Genomic DNA, 15263 nt, shown 5'->3' on the forward strand with positions numbered 1-15263 from the left:
TTCTTCCGAGATATATTGCAGATATCGCTTACGCACCTTCTTAAATTCGTAGGAGCATAGATATCTGGCCAGACCTCTTCTTGTTTTATAACGCTTCCGAAGGAGCCATCCAAAGTCCTGTTTATTTTTCTTTGTACCTTTCCTCTACTATTATTGCTGTTCCTCTACCGGATTTCTCCTTTCCTGATCAATATCGTATATAGTGAAAAATCAAACGATGCCTTCCACGACCAACAATAGCCATCCCTCCCGGCAACGCTACTTTTACGCCGCCTACTGGGTGATGGTCACCCTTATCTTCCTGTATGACCGTACCTACCTGATCCAGAAAGCAGGACTGCCCAATTTCTTTATCTGTGCCCTTGTAAGGGTATCACTGCTCATAGCGCTGGCCTGGCTGAATATTCACTGGCTGATCCCCCGCTTCCTGTTACATGAAAAATATGCGGCCTACTTCACGCTGGTGCTGCTACTGTTGTTAGGATATCTGGTCGTACAAAGCGGCTACGACTTCTATCTGTTCGGATATGTACTCGGTCCCGGCAGAAACGCACGGTTATCGGCTTCACTGATTTACAACTTCACCCATACCTCGCTTTATCTGCTGCTGACCATCGCCCTGAAATTCAGTATGGACTGGTATGAGCAGAAGAAAATAGTCCAGGAGATCCGGCTGGAAAAGCTACAGGCAGAAGTCAACTATCTGCACTCCCAGATCAATCCTCATTTCCTGTTCAATGCCTTAAATAACCTCTATGCCCTGACGCTTAAAAAATCAGATGAAGCGCCGGCAGTCGTATTAAAACTTGCTGAGCTGATGGAGTACATGTTATACGAAAGCGAACAGACGGTTATTCCACTGGAAAAAGAAATCAGCTATCTGAATAACTACCTTGAACTGGAAAAGATCAGACAGGATAACCAGGCGGATATCCGTTTAACGGTGACGGGCGATGTACAGCAATACTGGCTGCCGCCTTTCCTGATATTTCCCCTGGTAGAGAATGCCTTTAAACACGGGATCAGCAAAGCAGTACACAATGCCTTTCTTTTCATCAATATCGATGCAGGACCAACACTTGACATAAATATAGCCAACAATAAAGGCAGGATCCCCCCTACCATGCAAAACGGCGGTATCGGTCTGCTTAATCTGAGGAAACGCCTGGAACTGCTATTCCCCGGTAAACATACATTAGAGATCACGAATCATCCGGAACGCTTTCTGGTACATTTAAAAATCATGCGCTGATGCTGAAATGTGTAATCATCGACGATGAACCATTGGCCCGTGAGATCCTGGCAGGATACATCACGCAACACGAAGCACTTACACTCGCCGGCAGCTTCAGTAATGCACTGGAAGGAAAGGCATTCCTGCAACACCAGGTAGCGGATCTGCTATTGCTGGACATCGAGATCCCCGAAATCAGTGGTATTGATTTCCTGCGGAGTCTGTCCCAGCCACCTATTACCGTCTTCACCACCGCTTTCCGGGACTATGCATTTGAAGGATATGAACTAGGTGTGATCGATTACCTGCTAAAACCAATCTCCTATGAACGATTTGCCAGGGCGGTTGATAAAGTGACGGAATTTCTTTCTCTTGAAAGGCATAATGCAGACCTGGAACTACAGCAGGAAATCCCCGCTTTCATCTTCGTCAAAAGTGGTGTACAAAAAATCAAACTTTCCTTTGCAGATGTATCCTATATACAGGGGCTGAAAGACTACGCCATCATACATACCACAAGCGGAAAAATTGTGACCAAAGGCTCTGTCAAATCCATGCAGGCGCTCTTTCCGGAAACGCTCTTTATGAGAGTACACAAATCATTTATCGTAGCGAAAGATAAGATCAGGCGGGTTGAAAGAAACAGTATCCTGATTGCAGATCAGCAGATTCCCGTTGGCAGAAATTACAAAGCAGCACTGGATAAACTCATAGACGGTTATTAAGCGGTTCCTCTATTATTCCGGCAGTTCGTATACTATTTTTTTACCTCCTTTATTTATAGGCTAGTATTGTATACAGATACTTAAATCATTCTACCATGAAAAACATAGTATTCAAACAATCATTACTGAAACTGTTCATGCTTGTTGCATGTTGCCTGAGTTTATCAGCCTTTACTGCGAACAGGGGCCTGGACAGATATGAGATCTATCTCAACAGTAAACTGATCCTGAAACAGGCCGTCAATGCCCCGCTTAACCTAAGGATGCTGCAACTGGATAAGGCAGACAGCAAGGACCTGCTGCGTATTATCTACATACACTGCACAAATAAAGGGCAGGGTACCAATCGCGGCATCGCCATCCAGGATGAAAAAGGAAATATCCTGAAGAAATGGACATTTGACGATGCAACTCAGGCGATGGAAATACCTGTAAAAGAACTGTTACAGGTAGAAAAACAAAACAGCAGCAGCCGTCTTAGTTTACATTATGCGGCACAGGAATTACCTGAAGGTGATATGTTACTGGCAGCCGTCCGGTTTAAATAACTGATCCCCTGCATAACGCCTCCGCTCCTGCGGGGGCATATTATTATAATCAGGAAGAGTACTGTCTGTCATCAGGCTTTTTGTTCGCCGTCTCAGCTAGGTTTGTGTAACCAAGAACAAAAAACACAATTATGAAAAAGTTACTCTTACTGAACGTATTATGTTGTCTCAGCGTATTAGGAATGGCCCAGCAGAAAGGCGAATGGCGCGCCCGTATAAGAGCGACGGCAGTCATTCCTGAAGCAGGCGCAGACATTACTACTGTAGGTGGTAGTGCAGACATCTCCACTACGGTGATCCCCGAACTTGACTTCACCTATTTCCTTTTTAACCGCGTATCTGCCAATCTTATACTCGGTACGACAAAACATAAAGTAACAGCTACGGGTACGGCACTTGGTGAGGTAGATCTCGGTAAGGTATGGCTCTTACCTCCTACGCTTACCTTCCTGTATCACCAGCCTTTAGGTAAAGGAATATTACCTTACGCAGGAGCCGGCATCAATTACACCATCTTTTACGGTAAGAAAACCGGTCCTGCTATAGCGGACATCTCCTATAAAAATAACTTCGGTTTTGCTACACAACTGGGTGTTGATATAGACATCACTAAGAAATGGTTCATAAATGTGGATGCTAAAAAGATCTGGCTGAAAACCGAGAATACGGTGACCACCGTACCAGAAGTAGCTGGTGGAGCGACGGTACATGCAGACACGAAAATCAATCCATGGCTGCTGAGTATAGGTATCGGATGTAAATTCTAATCTTCCGCAGGCATTATTTTCCTTGCAGCAAGGCAGTCGGCGTGTATCCAAAATGGCTTTTAAAGGCCCTGGAAAAATGTGACAGATTCTCAAAGCCTGTTTCATAATACACATCTACCGGTTTGCGCTGTTGCTCTGACAACTGATAATGTGCCAGTTCCAGGCGTTTCCGGGTAAGCCACCGTTGTGGACTTGTCTGAAACGCCTTTTTAAAATCCCGCTTAAATGTAGTGAGACTACGTCCTGTCAGATGACTGAACTTCTCCAGCGGTATATTAAACATATAGTTCTTCTCCATAAAATCAGCCAGGTTAATTTTCCCGGCTTCAGAGAAATCTGATAACACACGATCGATATGGGGATTGATGCTACGCAGAATTTCAATAGCTTCCTCCATCTTAATCTGTACCAGCTTTTCCGGCAACTGATTATCCAGTTCGAAATAAGGGAATATGGAAGCAAAGAAACTATCCAGCAAAGGGGTTTTATCAAAACACAGCATCTCCGGGGAATGTGCCGGCTCCAACAGTACTTCGTTCTTCGTATAATAATCACGCAGATAAGCAGTCGTCAAACGCATGATCACCGCTTTGTAAGGCTTCCCGTCCTTTCCGTTTTTCATCATGGTCGATAGCTGGTTCCTGGGAAAGAGAAAGGTATCCCCGGCGCCGAAAGTATAATGACGATCTCCATGTACCATCTTTAACTCACCGGAAATAATACGGACCAACGCGCTGTCATCCAGCACCATCTCTCCCCTGTACTGCTGATTCTCGCTGCATGTCAGTACATTCTCTGCATACCTGTTGACTTGTCTTTCCGCCATACTACAAATGTAAAATAAAGAAGTCAGATCATTATCTGACCTGACTTCCGCTCAAAACTATGCGCTTATGCGATGTTAAACGGTACGCCTGTCAGTTCTTCACTCAATGTCCAGAGCTGCCGGGCAGCTGCTGCATCCAGTGCATACGGCATAACGCCATGGATCTTTTCCATATCATCTGCCCAGCTGGCGGCAGGATCATAATCTGTATCCAGTACGGCGATATCTGTATTCTCACAGTATACGCCTCCGATATCCGCCAACTGAGGACTAACCGCACACCATATCTGGGTGGAAATACCCTGTTCTACGCGTTTATCGCCACTAAATTCCCGATGCACCGCCTGGCCCTGCTCATCTACCATACCCAGTGCTTTCATCGTATCCAGGGAGATATTACGGGCAAGATCAGTGCTCAGGATCAAACCAGGATGTAATGAGTAAGAACGGACGCCCGCCTGTTTAGCACGATTGTCCAGCTCCAGTGCAAAAAGCACATTGGCAGTCTTTGACTGACCGTAGGCCAACATCGCATTATATTTCCTGTGCTGGAAATTCGGATCTTCAAATACCAGCGGAGAAGCATGATGCCCCCAGGAAGAAGTATTGATTACCCTTGCCCCTCCTGCCTGTTTTAAGGCCAGCCAGAGCCTTGCCGTCAACTGGAAGTGTCCGAGGTGGTTTGTCGAGAACTGGCTCTCGTATCCCCTTGCATCACGCGCTAATGGCACCCACATAATACCGGCGTTATTGAAAAGCAGGTGTAACGGTCTGCCGGAAGCCAGAAACTTTTCCGCAAAGGCATCTATAGACGCAGGAACAGTTAGTTCCATGGCTTCCAGTTCTACATTGGCAACGCCTGCCAGGTTTTTCTTCGCTTTCTCTATATCACGTGCCGCCACTATCACAGTTGCGCCTGCCGCCGCCAGTGTCTTTGTTGTTTCCAGTCCGAGACCGGAATGCCCGCCGGTAACAATAGCGATCTTTCCTGTCAGATCGATTCCCCGCATAACGTCCGCAGCTGTTGAGTGTCTATCAAATCCTGAACCTATCGGTTGTTGCAATTGACCCTGATAATTACCTTGTTTCATTTTCAAGTTTTTTGTTAGGTCAAATGTCGATAGTGCGGCGGCAAGTCACTTTACTCAAAAGGCCGATTTTACTTGACCGAGAAGGCCAAAAGACAATTAGGAATTAGGAATTAGGAATGAAGAGTTACTGGCATAAATTTTTTAGAATATAGATTAGGCTGGAAGTAATGTGTTGATGGTGGGCTAACCAATTCTTAATTCCTAATTCCTAATTCCTAATTTCCTCCACTCATTTGCCTATTATAATTGCTCCTATATTCCTTCGGCGTACAGCCCTTATGTCTTTTGAATAGTTTATTAAAATTGGCCATATTATTAAAGCCGCAGTGATAAGCAATTTCTGCAATGGTCAGCTGTGTGGTAACCAGCATTCTGGCTACATGCCCCAATCTCAGTTCCACCAGGTTTTCTGTAAAGGTCAATCCGGTCTGCGCCTTCATAAAACGGCTGAAAGAAGCTTCAGACATATGCACCACTTTGGCTATCGCTGTCAGGGCAATCGGATTCCCGTAATGACGGTTCATGTATTCAAATGCCTGCTCCAGTTGCCGGCTCTCTGACACGATTTCCTCACGACTAAAAGACACACTGGAAAGCAGGGTAGTATCCTTCGCCACAGACAACTCATGCAGCAGGGATAACAGACCAATAAAGGAATCAAAACCACTCATTTTATCCAATGCAAGCAGTTTCTCATACACCCTTTCCGCCACATCGGGTGTGAATAGTATACCCCTCCCTGCATTGTCCAGCAGCTTCCGGATGGCATGCAGCAGCTCCGTATTGAGAAACCCTTCTGTAAACAGCTCTTTCCGGAATTGCAGGGTTACTTCCAGTATATCCTCCTCCCTGTCATCCAGGGTAAACCAGCCATGTGGCAGATTCGGTCCTACCAGTACCAGCTCGGCATGGCCGATATGCCCGATATGGTCCCCTATAATCCTTTGAATGCCAGCTCCTCCCAATACGAGATTCAACTCCAGTTCTTCATGGGTATGCAAAGGGAAGGCAAACTGTCTCTTGTGACGGAAAAAAATAGAACAACAATCATGTACCCCTAATGATGTGATTTCGCGCAGTACCTTCTTCTGTAAAATAGTATCGTTCAACATGGAATTCTGATTTACGCCGAACAAGCGTTCATGCTGCTCAATATTATCCTTACTGCCAGATTCGCTGTTGAAACAGGGTCCACCGTATTTGAAAAATAGTACACCTGGACACTAAACGCCTAATAATCAATAACTTTATCATTTACCCAAAAAATATACCCGCCAAGACAAAACGCGTGAATATATTTGAGTATATCTGATTACCAGGTATATTTCATTCAATTAGATCAATTCCACGGGAAAGTACAATGCGAATAAGTGAGTGTAAGCCGGCTTTTTTGCGGATCAGCATCCTGATACTACTGATAATGACCGGAACGTCTATAGACGCCTCCGGACAATCAGCCAACTATAATATCTACAGCATCTCCACTGACAACGGACTGCCTACCAACGACTACCAGAAAATCTATTATGATACTAAAGGATTTGTCTGGCTGGCTTCTTTTGATGGACTGTTCCGTTGGGACGGATATTCCATTACCAAATATCTGCACAGAGAAAACGACTCTCTCAGTCTGAATAATAATATTGTCTATGCCATCTTTGAAGATAGTCAGCATCGCTTATGGGTTGGTACCATCGATGGATTGAATTGTTACGATCCTGCCCGGAACGTCTTCCGCCGCATACCCCTGAACGAAACGCATGACAAGATTCCGGTCAATGCCATACTGGAAGATGATGATCACCATCTCTGGCTGGGTACCTCCAATGGCCTCTGCCGCCTGGACCCGGAACAACAAAAAGCCGAATGGTACCTGGGACATGGTGACGAAAACATCCTTTTCTGCCTGGCACAGGGTCCCGGTCACACCTTATGGGCCGGTACCTTTAATAAGGGGATCGTCCGCTTTAATACCCGCACCCACCTGTTCAACTACCTCCGCAACAGTGCCGGTAATACGGACATATTACCCAGCAACAAAATCCAGTCGCTCCTGATAGACAAACAGCAAAGAGTATGGGTAGGAACGGAAGACAGAGGCGTTGCCGTATTAGATATCGAGGGTAAGCGAAAAGCTGGCTTCAACCCTATAAGCGGTCATACACTCTCTTCCCATAGCAATATCCGCTGCCTCTATGAAGACAAAGCAGGCACCGTCTGGATAGGTATTGGCCGTGAACCGCTTTGTTTTGTCCGGAAAAACGAGCTGACACCTGCCACTATCAACAACCACTCCCAGAATGGCAATCTACCCTTAACCTCCATTACCTCTATTACAGAAGACGATTTCGGTAATACCTGGTTTGCCTCTGCGGGGAATGGCATCTTCACGACGAATAAAAACAAGAACCACTTTACGAACCTGCTGGGAAGTACCAATGCGCTCCCAGGACTTATCACTACAGTCATCAGCGCAGTACATGAAAGCAGGAACGGAAACATCTGGATAGGCACCGCCGGCAATGGTCTGATACGTTACGGACAGGAGAACGGAGGTAACTTACAAAAGACACCTCTTTCCGGGGAACTGGCCATCAATGATATACAGGAAGACAAACAGGGCGATCTGTGGATGGCTACCTGGGCCGACGGACTTATCCGCTATACACCTGGTAATGGACGTATACAGCGCTTTACGCATAATCCTGCCGACTCTAATTCCCTGGTCAACAATGACGTAAAAGCTTTACTGGCAGATGATTCTTTGCTTTGGATAGGTACCCATGGCGAAGGATTGGCCATATACAACCTTGCAACAGGTAACTTCACCAATTACAGGAATAACCACACCTACCCTTTCAATATGCAGTTGCCTGCCTGGGTCAATCACCTGTATAAAGACAATCGTAACAGGATCTGGATCAGTACCTACAGCGGATTATTTCACTGGGACCGGCAACGATTCACTTCCTTCAGTCATACAGCGGATACCGGCAGTATCAACAGCAACTCCGTGAACATGGTTACGTCCGACAGTAAAGGGAATATCTGGGTCGTTACAGAGCAGGGACTGGATCAGTTCCAGGAAAAAACAAAGACTTTCCTGCACCTGAACCGGCAATATGAACTACCGGCATCCATGAAATCCATCGTCTGCGATATGCAGGATAACCTGTGGCTGGGAACCAACGAAGGACTCATCTTCCTCCAACCTGCCACACAGAAAATCCACCTGTATGACAAGAATGACGGTCTGCCGGAAAAGACCTTTTTCCAGAAAGCAGCGACCCGTGCGGGCAATGGCTGGCTGTATTTCGGTGGACCAAAAGGACTCAGCCGCTTCAATCCGGCTACAATCACGGCCCTGGACTTACCCGCACGTTTTTATTTCAGTCACCTGTACATCTTCGGAGAAGAGCAACAGCCGGGTAAAGCCAATAGTGTGCTAAGCAGGAACCTGCATCTGACAGATACGATCACCCTTACCCAGAAACAGTCATTTTTTACCATTGAATTTGCGGCTATCAATCTGTATGCGCCGCAGAAGATAAAGTATAGTTATAAACTGGTCAACCAGTTCTCGGACTGGATCAACGTCACAGATGAACGAAAGATATCCTTTGCACATCTTCCGCCCGGCATATACGAACTACAGGTACGTTACACCGATATCTACGGCAACTGGCTTCCTCCTGCCAAAGCCCTTACCATCAGCATACTGCCCTACTGGTGGCAAACCTGGTGGTTCAGGATGTTAGCATTGCTGGCATTAGCACTGGGTGTGACAGGTATATTCTACTGGCGTGTAGCCAGGGTAAAAAGAAGAAACCGTCAACTGAAAGCAGAGGTAAGAAGACAAACGGCCCGTTTGCAGGAGTCTAACGCCTCTCTCGTAGAACAGCACGATAAAATTGCCTTACAAAAGGAAAAACTGGAACTTTCTTATGCGGAAATCGTGCGGCAGACGGACAAGATCCTTGATCAGCAGCAACAGATCTCCAGTCAGAATAAAGAACTGGAAATGGCCGTCACCCAACTGGAGAAACTAAATACCTCCAAGGACTACTTCTTCTCCATACTGGCACATGACCTGAAAAACCCGGTAGCCGCACTGAAAGAACTCTCCGGTTACCTGTATGGTCACATGCCGGAAATGGAAGCCGGCACCTTACGCCAGTACCTGAAAAACATGCACAGTTCATCTATCCATGTATTCGAATTACTGGTAAATCTGCTCAGCTGGTCTATGTCACAATCCCGGCACATGCAATTGCAACCTGCCGCCTGTAATGTGGCAGCGATGACTGCGAATATCGCCGCCTTACTGGAACCGGATCTACATAAAAAGAATATTAAACTACAAAATGAAGTAACGGACTGCTGGATTTATGCCGATCCGCAGATGCTGGAAGTGATCATCAGAAACCTGTTATCCAACAGCATCAAATTCACGGACTATGGCGGTCATATAAAGATCAGCGCTAATGAAAAGGACCAGCAGGTCACACTAGATGTTGCGGATGATGGTATCGGCATGTCTGATAATACCCTGGAACATCTCTTTGAGATTGACAAACAGGAAGTCAGCAGAGGCACTGCCGGAGAAAAAGGTACGGGATTGGGATTAGTGATTGTAAGAGATTTCCTGTATGCAAATAAAGGCTGTATTACGGTCGAAAGTCAGGAAGGAAAAGGAAGTCTGTTCTCCATCACCCTGCCTGCAGGCATACCGGATATCGTAGCAACAACACAGTCGCCTGCACCTACAAAACAGGAAGCTGGGGTATGGCAGGAATTACCTGCGGAGAAATTCATGCAGCTCAAAGGCAGAAAACTCTTATTGGTAGAAGACAGTAAAGAAATGCGCGATTATCTCCGCCTGATCCTCTCCGATATCTTTGAAATCTTTGAAGCGGAAGACGGCCATGCAGGGTATGCACTCGCAAGAGAAATCATGCCTGCTGTTATCATTGCCGACCTCTTAATGCCTGGCATTAATGGTATTGAGTTCTGTAAACAGATCAAATCAGATGGTGCTACCAGCCATATTCCGGTAGTCATATTGACCAGCCAGGAAAACAGTACCATGCAGGCTGCCGGTTATGAAGCAGGGATAGAAGCCTATCTGGCTAAACCTGTCAGTCCGGAGTTGCTGTCACAGGTTTTGCTGAACATCCTGAACAAACAGGACACCACCTACCAGCGCCTTCGCGAACAGATCTTCAGCGACATGCCTTTGACGGCTGAACTGCAACAGCTGTCCGCAACAGACCAGGAGTTTCTGAAACAACTGATCCAGTTTATTGATACAGAACTGGGCAATCAGGAACTGGATGCAACGGTCATTGCGAAAAAACTCTACGTCAGCAGAACCCTGCTGTATAATAAAGTCAAAACACTCACCGGACAAACCGTCCATGAATTCATCAAAGCCATCAGGTTACGTAAAAGCGTACAGTTATTGCTGGAAGGAGATCTGAGCATCAGCCAGATTGCTTTTGAAGTTGGTTTTAACAGCCATTCCTATTTCAATAAATGTTTTATCAAACAATATGGGATGGGACCTAAGGAATACCTGACCCGTAAAAAAGCAGGCGTCAAATAGGTTAAACATCATAAATAAGCAATCCAGCATTAATCACCGGTCTGCACTGCCGCTACCTTTGGTAGCATGAAAAACTATGTAAAAGCCATTCCATGTTATGCATTGCTGATGGCTACTTTCACGGTGTATGCAAATGACTCGACGAAACTACAGCGTATTACGCCACCAGCTGCTGCTGTGAACCTGTATGAAAAAGCAGAGTGGACGATTGATCTCACAGCGAATTATTCAAACCCTTATGACCAGCGTGAGATAAAACTGGATATGTGCCTGGTATCTCCCTCCGGGAAACCACTACTCTTACCTGCCTATTTCGACCAGGTAAATCATCACTGGCAATCACGTTTTGCGCCGCAGGAAACCGGCCAGTATCAGTATTACTTCGAACTGATCGCCGGGAAGGATACCGTACAAAGTAAACCCAGCGTATTTACCGTTTATAAAAGCACCCGCAAGGGCTTCCTGCATAAAAATGACCTGTGGACATTCCGTTTTGATAACGGGGAATTGTTCCGGGGTGTCGGTGAAAACGTGGCCTGGGAATCCCGCTCCTTTGAGGATGATAAATGGACTTATGATTACCTGTTGCCTTCGCTGGCTCATAATGGCGCTAATTTCTTCCGTACCTGGATGTGTTACTGGAATCTGCCGCTCGAATGGAAACAGCCACGTAGTACCAAACGATATCAGCCTTCAGCGGAATACTTTCATCCAGGCGCTATCCGGCGTATGGATCAGCTGGTGGATATGTGCGATTCACTCGGACTTTACTTCATGCTGACGCTCGACTGGCATGGTCACCTGATGGAACACGGCGGATGGAAACACAGCAGTTATAATAAAGCAAATGGCGGTCCGGCAGAAACCCCCACAGCTTTCTTCACCAGTCAGCAGGCACAGGAAAAGTACAAGAATAAACTACGTTATATCATTGCCCGCTGGGGCTATAGTTCCAGCATTGCCGTATGGGAATTCTTTAATGAGGTAGATAATGCCGCCTTTACACAACAGGATAGCATATTGATCCCGCTGCCCGTCATTGCGCAATGGCACCTGGAAATGAGCCGTTATCTGAAAGATATTGACCCTTACCATCATCTCGTCAGTACCAGCATCTCACACCGGGATATTATCGGGATGAATGCGATTCCTTATATCGACTTCAATCAAAAACACATCTATAAGCATACAGAAAAGATACCGGGCATCTATCCTGATTACATACAGACTTTCGGCAAACCTTATGTAGTAGGAGAATTTGGCTATCGCTGGGAAGACCAGGATCCAAAATATGCTACGGAAGCTAATTATGACTATCGCCGTGGATTGTGGTATGGTATGTTCAGTCCGACGCCTGTCCTGCCGATGTCCTGGTGGTGGGAATTATTCGACGACCAGCACATGACACCCTATCTGCAAAGCGTCAGTACCATCAATAAAATGATGTTACAGGCAGGTAAGGGACAATTCGAACAATTACCGGTGCAGGCCGCAATACTGGAATCTTACGCCATAAAGTGCGGCAATACCATCTTTGTTTATGCGCTGAACAATACAACAAAGCAGCAATCTGCCGATATACGTGTAAACATTCCATCCGGTTATACCCTGCAATGTTTCCATCCCTTAAAAAACACCTGGAATAAAAGTATCTATAAGCGTACTGCTGACGGAACAGTCCAGATCAGCAATACCGTGTTGCCCGCAAAAGAAGAGATCATACTGGTATTTAAACCCTGACACAACGCTGAACGCCCTTATCCACCCTAATAATTGATCATTCCACTAAAAAGTAAATGTTATGAAACACGTTTCTATTGTACTCCTTGCACTCACTTTATGTGCGACTATCAGCTGCAGAAAAGATGTTGCCGCTGATGGCGGAAAAGACAAAACAGTACCCCGTGCCGCATTGCCACAGAACGCCTTCAACCTGTGGGGTACCTGTAATGGACACCCCTATCTGATCTCAGGCACGAATGGTATCTGTGTGCCTGTTGGTAACTGTAGCACAGATATTGATGCCGCACAGCAAAACGGCGGACAAAATGCTACCGGCCTCCAGTTCTATGGTTGTTTTAAAGGCGGCAGCAGCGCCAATAGCAGTGCCAGCGAACAGGCCGTTTTCGTATGCGATAATGTGACCCAATGGAACGGGAATGAGATGGGATTTGTAAAGACACTCAACGATAATGTACTGAAGGGCTACCTGCAAGGGGGCGGTCAGTATATCTACCAGACCATCTCTGTCAATGATAATGGCTATCACACTTTCAAATGCCAGGCAAAAAGCAACAATACACACCAGGTTGACTTTTATGTAGACGGCACCTATAAATTTACACTGACTAACAACAGTGGTAACTACTACAATAACTGGTATTACTTCGTGGGTACGAATCACTGGTATGGCGGGAACAGCCCGACAGGTCAGCAGATTGAAATGTACAACATGACCACTTTCTAAATACTATGTATTCCCGGGGCGTTAGGGGATGTATCTTAGGATACGTCCCTTTTTTATTGCAGAAAGCTGAAAGGAACACCGATGCTTAGGCTCCATCCACGGCTCTTCACACTGTTCAGACGGGTCACCGCCAGTCCTCCATTCCGTAGATACAACTGCTCGGAACCATGCCCCGTAATACGATAGTCACAGGCCAGTTCCAGCTGCACTGCAGTAAAACCTAAAAGTCTTTTCTCCATCGCAACAGCAGGACGCAGCCCATATCCCTTTGCCACATGCAGAAAACTCAGGGGATGCTGAAAACTGGGAATAAGGTTCCAGTCGGCTTCCGCACGATACCATAACTGACTATAAGCCAATGTTCCTCTTAACAATGTATTGTCTGATGTCTGCCATTGCACTGCTGTATTGATCAACATCCCGCTCCATTTACTAAAATAGGTAGTCCGGAGATCCTGTGGCGTAAGGACGTCTGCAGGTAACAGGTAGTTCAGCTGATGTTGCTCCGTATAACCAGTTTGTATATTCCAGCTGATTCGTCCGGAGGTATACAGCTCAAAACCTACCACACCATGCAGCTCCTTTATACGCCCCCTATCTGCACGAAACTTACCTGCAAAGGTCGGATACTGCCTGTCATCTTCCTGATAGTCATTATCAGTAGCATGTCCGCTGATATAACCCGCCCTGCTGAAAGACAATGTTGTAAACCATCTGCGGAATGGCTGGTATGTCAGACTACCTTTCATACCTATGCCTGATTGTGCATACCATTCCAGTTCTGACATAATATTAGGAGCAGTACCCTGACTGTTCCCTGCTACAGACCAGATCAGGTGATTGCGGACGCCGGTGGCAGCAATATCCGCACGTAATATTGGCTTAAAAGGAGTAGCCTGTTGCGCTACTACAGATGTAAAACATCCACCGTATGCACAACAGGCTACCAATAATTTCCCCAGTCGCTGTCTTATTTCCATCCAGGCATTTTTTCCAGCGTGATGACGTTATCGGCGTTGTATAATTGCTGCAGCTCCGCATTACTATTTTTATCATAAGTCAGTTCGGACCAGCTCATGAAAAATATCCAGCTGCTCTGATTCCTGAGTTCCGCGACAGTAGGCAATTTATCACATTCCCCGATGGCAACCGGTTTACCCTTCGCTGCCCGTAACATGACCTCATACTTTGACTGGGTATAGCCGGAACCATCATATACATCCAGGGCGGCGATATCATAGTAGTCTTCCCCCGGATGATAGCTGACGGCATCCCCGGCGAGCGAACCAAAATCCTGAATATCCCATACCCAGATAAGATTATTCAGACCCTTTATCCTGGACATATAATCATGCATCATCCGGTACAGTTTAACCGTTCCTTCCGCTCCTGGCCGACCGCCCCACCAGAACTTACCCTGATTCATTTCATGCATGGGACGCCAGAGTACTTCCACTCCTTTATCCTGTAATTGTTTCAGGTAAATACAGATTTCATCTACTCTCGCCTTCCATTTCAGATTGAGTACAGTGCCATCTGTACATAGTTCTTTCCACTGTGCATCGGTCAGTTTACTTAATACGCCCTTGCCGTCATCCCACGCACAAGGCTCTTCGTTGGCCGGATTACAGGCGTGCCACATCAGGTTGATAACGGCTCCTTTCTCCCATTGTCTCACGGCTTCATCAATCATCTTCTGCCGGTTATCAATATTGTCCTGCTGAAAGAGAAAATCCCCGCTCCATAGCGCCGGATAACGACCGGTAGTCGTAAAGATCTCGTTGGTCCATTTCGCAGGCGTACTGTTAGGTTCGCGGTTATGGATACCGGACAATGTTTTCTTCCCTGCCAGGCTATACAGGTATTTTACCGTGCGGAAATTACTTTGTACTGTATCCTCTTCCGTACCCGTGGTGGCTTTTTCGTTCGCATTTTTGGAACAGGCGCCGAAGGCCATCCATAAAGAGAGAATAATAATATGCAGACTCATAGTTTTCATA

The 15263-nt window shown here is 46.2% G+C and carries 12 protein-coding genes; 7 read left to right on the forward strand and 5 right to left on the reverse strand.

The window, feature by feature from the left end:
- Nucleotides 1-202: 202 nt before the first annotated feature.
- The 4 genes from CPIN_RS26645 (at nt 203) to CPIN_RS26660 (ending at nt 3274) form a co-directional block, all read left to right on the forward strand.
- Entirely contained in the window at nt 203-1252 is a 1050-nt protein-coding gene (locus CPIN_RS26645; protein ID WP_245552035.1) for a sensor histidine kinase, read from the forward strand.
- Nucleotides 1252-1959 (forward strand): LytR/AlgR family response regulator transcription factor, encoded by a 708-nt coding sequence (locus tag CPIN_RS26650; protein WP_012792981.1) that lies wholly within the window; start codon nt 1252-1254, stop codon nt 1957-1959. The genes CPIN_RS26645 and CPIN_RS26650 overlap by 1 nt, the downstream gene beginning before the upstream one ends.
- A gap of 95 nt (nt 1960-2054) precedes the next feature.
- Entirely contained in the window at nt 2055-2507 is a 453-nt protein-coding gene (locus tag CPIN_RS26655; protein ID WP_012792982.1) for a hypothetical protein, read from the forward strand.
- A gap of 131 nt (nt 2508-2638) precedes the next feature.
- Nucleotides 2639-3274: an OmpW/AlkL family protein gene (locus CPIN_RS26660; RefSeq protein WP_012792983.1), complete on the forward strand. Its 636-nt coding sequence runs from the start codon at nt 2639-2641 to the stop codon at nt 3272-3274.
- Between the two features lie 13 nt (nt 3275-3287).
- Here CPIN_RS26660 and CPIN_RS26665 read toward each other — a convergent pair whose 3' ends face one another.
- The 3 genes from CPIN_RS26665 to CPIN_RS26675 all read right to left on the reverse strand — a co-directional run bounded on the left by CPIN_RS26665 (nt 3288) and on the right by CPIN_RS26675 (nt 6303).
- Nucleotides 3288-4100: an AraC family transcriptional regulator gene (locus CPIN_RS26665; protein WP_012792984.1), complete on the reverse strand. Its 813-nt coding sequence runs from the start codon at nt 4098-4100 to the stop codon at nt 3288-3290.
- Nucleotides 4101-4165: 65 nt separating this feature from the next.
- Nucleotides 4166-5191, reverse strand: a complete 1026-nt coding sequence (locus CPIN_RS26670; RefSeq protein ID WP_012792985.1) for an SDR family NAD(P)-dependent oxidoreductase — start codon at nt 5189-5191, stop codon at nt 4166-4168.
- 215 nt (nt 5192-5406) lie between these two features.
- On the reverse strand, nt 5407-6303 hold the full coding sequence (locus CPIN_RS26675; protein ID WP_012792986.1) for an AraC family transcriptional regulator: 897 nt from the start codon (nt 6301-6303) through the stop codon (nt 5407-5409).
- Nucleotides 6304-6611: 308 nt separating this feature from the next.
- Here CPIN_RS26675 and CPIN_RS26680 point away from each other — a divergent pair, with 308 nt between their 5' ends.
- The 3 genes from CPIN_RS26680 (at nt 6612) to CPIN_RS26690 (ending at nt 13263) form a co-directional block, all read left to right on the forward strand.
- The gene (locus tag CPIN_RS26680) at nt 6612-10796 is read left to right on the forward strand and encodes a two-component regulator propeller domain-containing protein (protein WP_044219800.1); all 4185 of its coding nucleotides are present in this window, start codon (nt 6612-6614) and stop codon (nt 10794-10796) included.
- Nucleotides 10797-10862: 66 nt separating this feature from the next.
- Nucleotides 10863-12536, forward strand: a complete 1674-nt coding sequence (locus tag CPIN_RS26685) for a DUF5060 domain-containing protein (RefSeq protein WP_012792988.1) — start codon at nt 10863-10865, stop codon at nt 12534-12536.
- A gap of 61 nt (nt 12537-12597) precedes the next feature.
- Complete coding sequence (locus tag CPIN_RS26690) at nt 12598-13263, forward strand: hypothetical protein (protein ID WP_012792989.1); 666 nt, start codon at nt 12598-12600, stop codon at nt 13261-13263.
- 53 nt (nt 13264-13316) lie between these two features.
- On the opposite strand, the gene CPIN_RS26695 is transcribed toward CPIN_RS26690, so the two are convergent.
- Both CPIN_RS26695 and CPIN_RS26700 read right to left on the reverse strand, forming a co-directional pair.
- Nucleotides 13317-14243 (reverse strand): hypothetical protein, encoded by a 927-nt coding sequence (locus CPIN_RS26695; protein ID WP_012792990.1) that lies wholly within the window; start codon nt 14241-14243, stop codon nt 13317-13319.
- Complete coding sequence (locus CPIN_RS26700) at nt 14234-15262, reverse strand: glycoside hydrolase family 26 protein (RefSeq protein ID WP_012792991.1); 1029 nt, start codon at nt 15260-15262, stop codon at nt 14234-14236. The genes CPIN_RS26695 and CPIN_RS26700 overlap by 10 nt, the downstream gene beginning before the upstream one ends.
- Nucleotide 15263: the final 1 nt, after the last annotated feature.

Source organism: Chitinophaga pinensis DSM 2588 (assembly GCF_000024005.1).
GTDB lineage: Bacteria > Bacteroidota > Bacteroidia > Chitinophagales > Chitinophagaceae > Chitinophaga > Chitinophaga pinensis.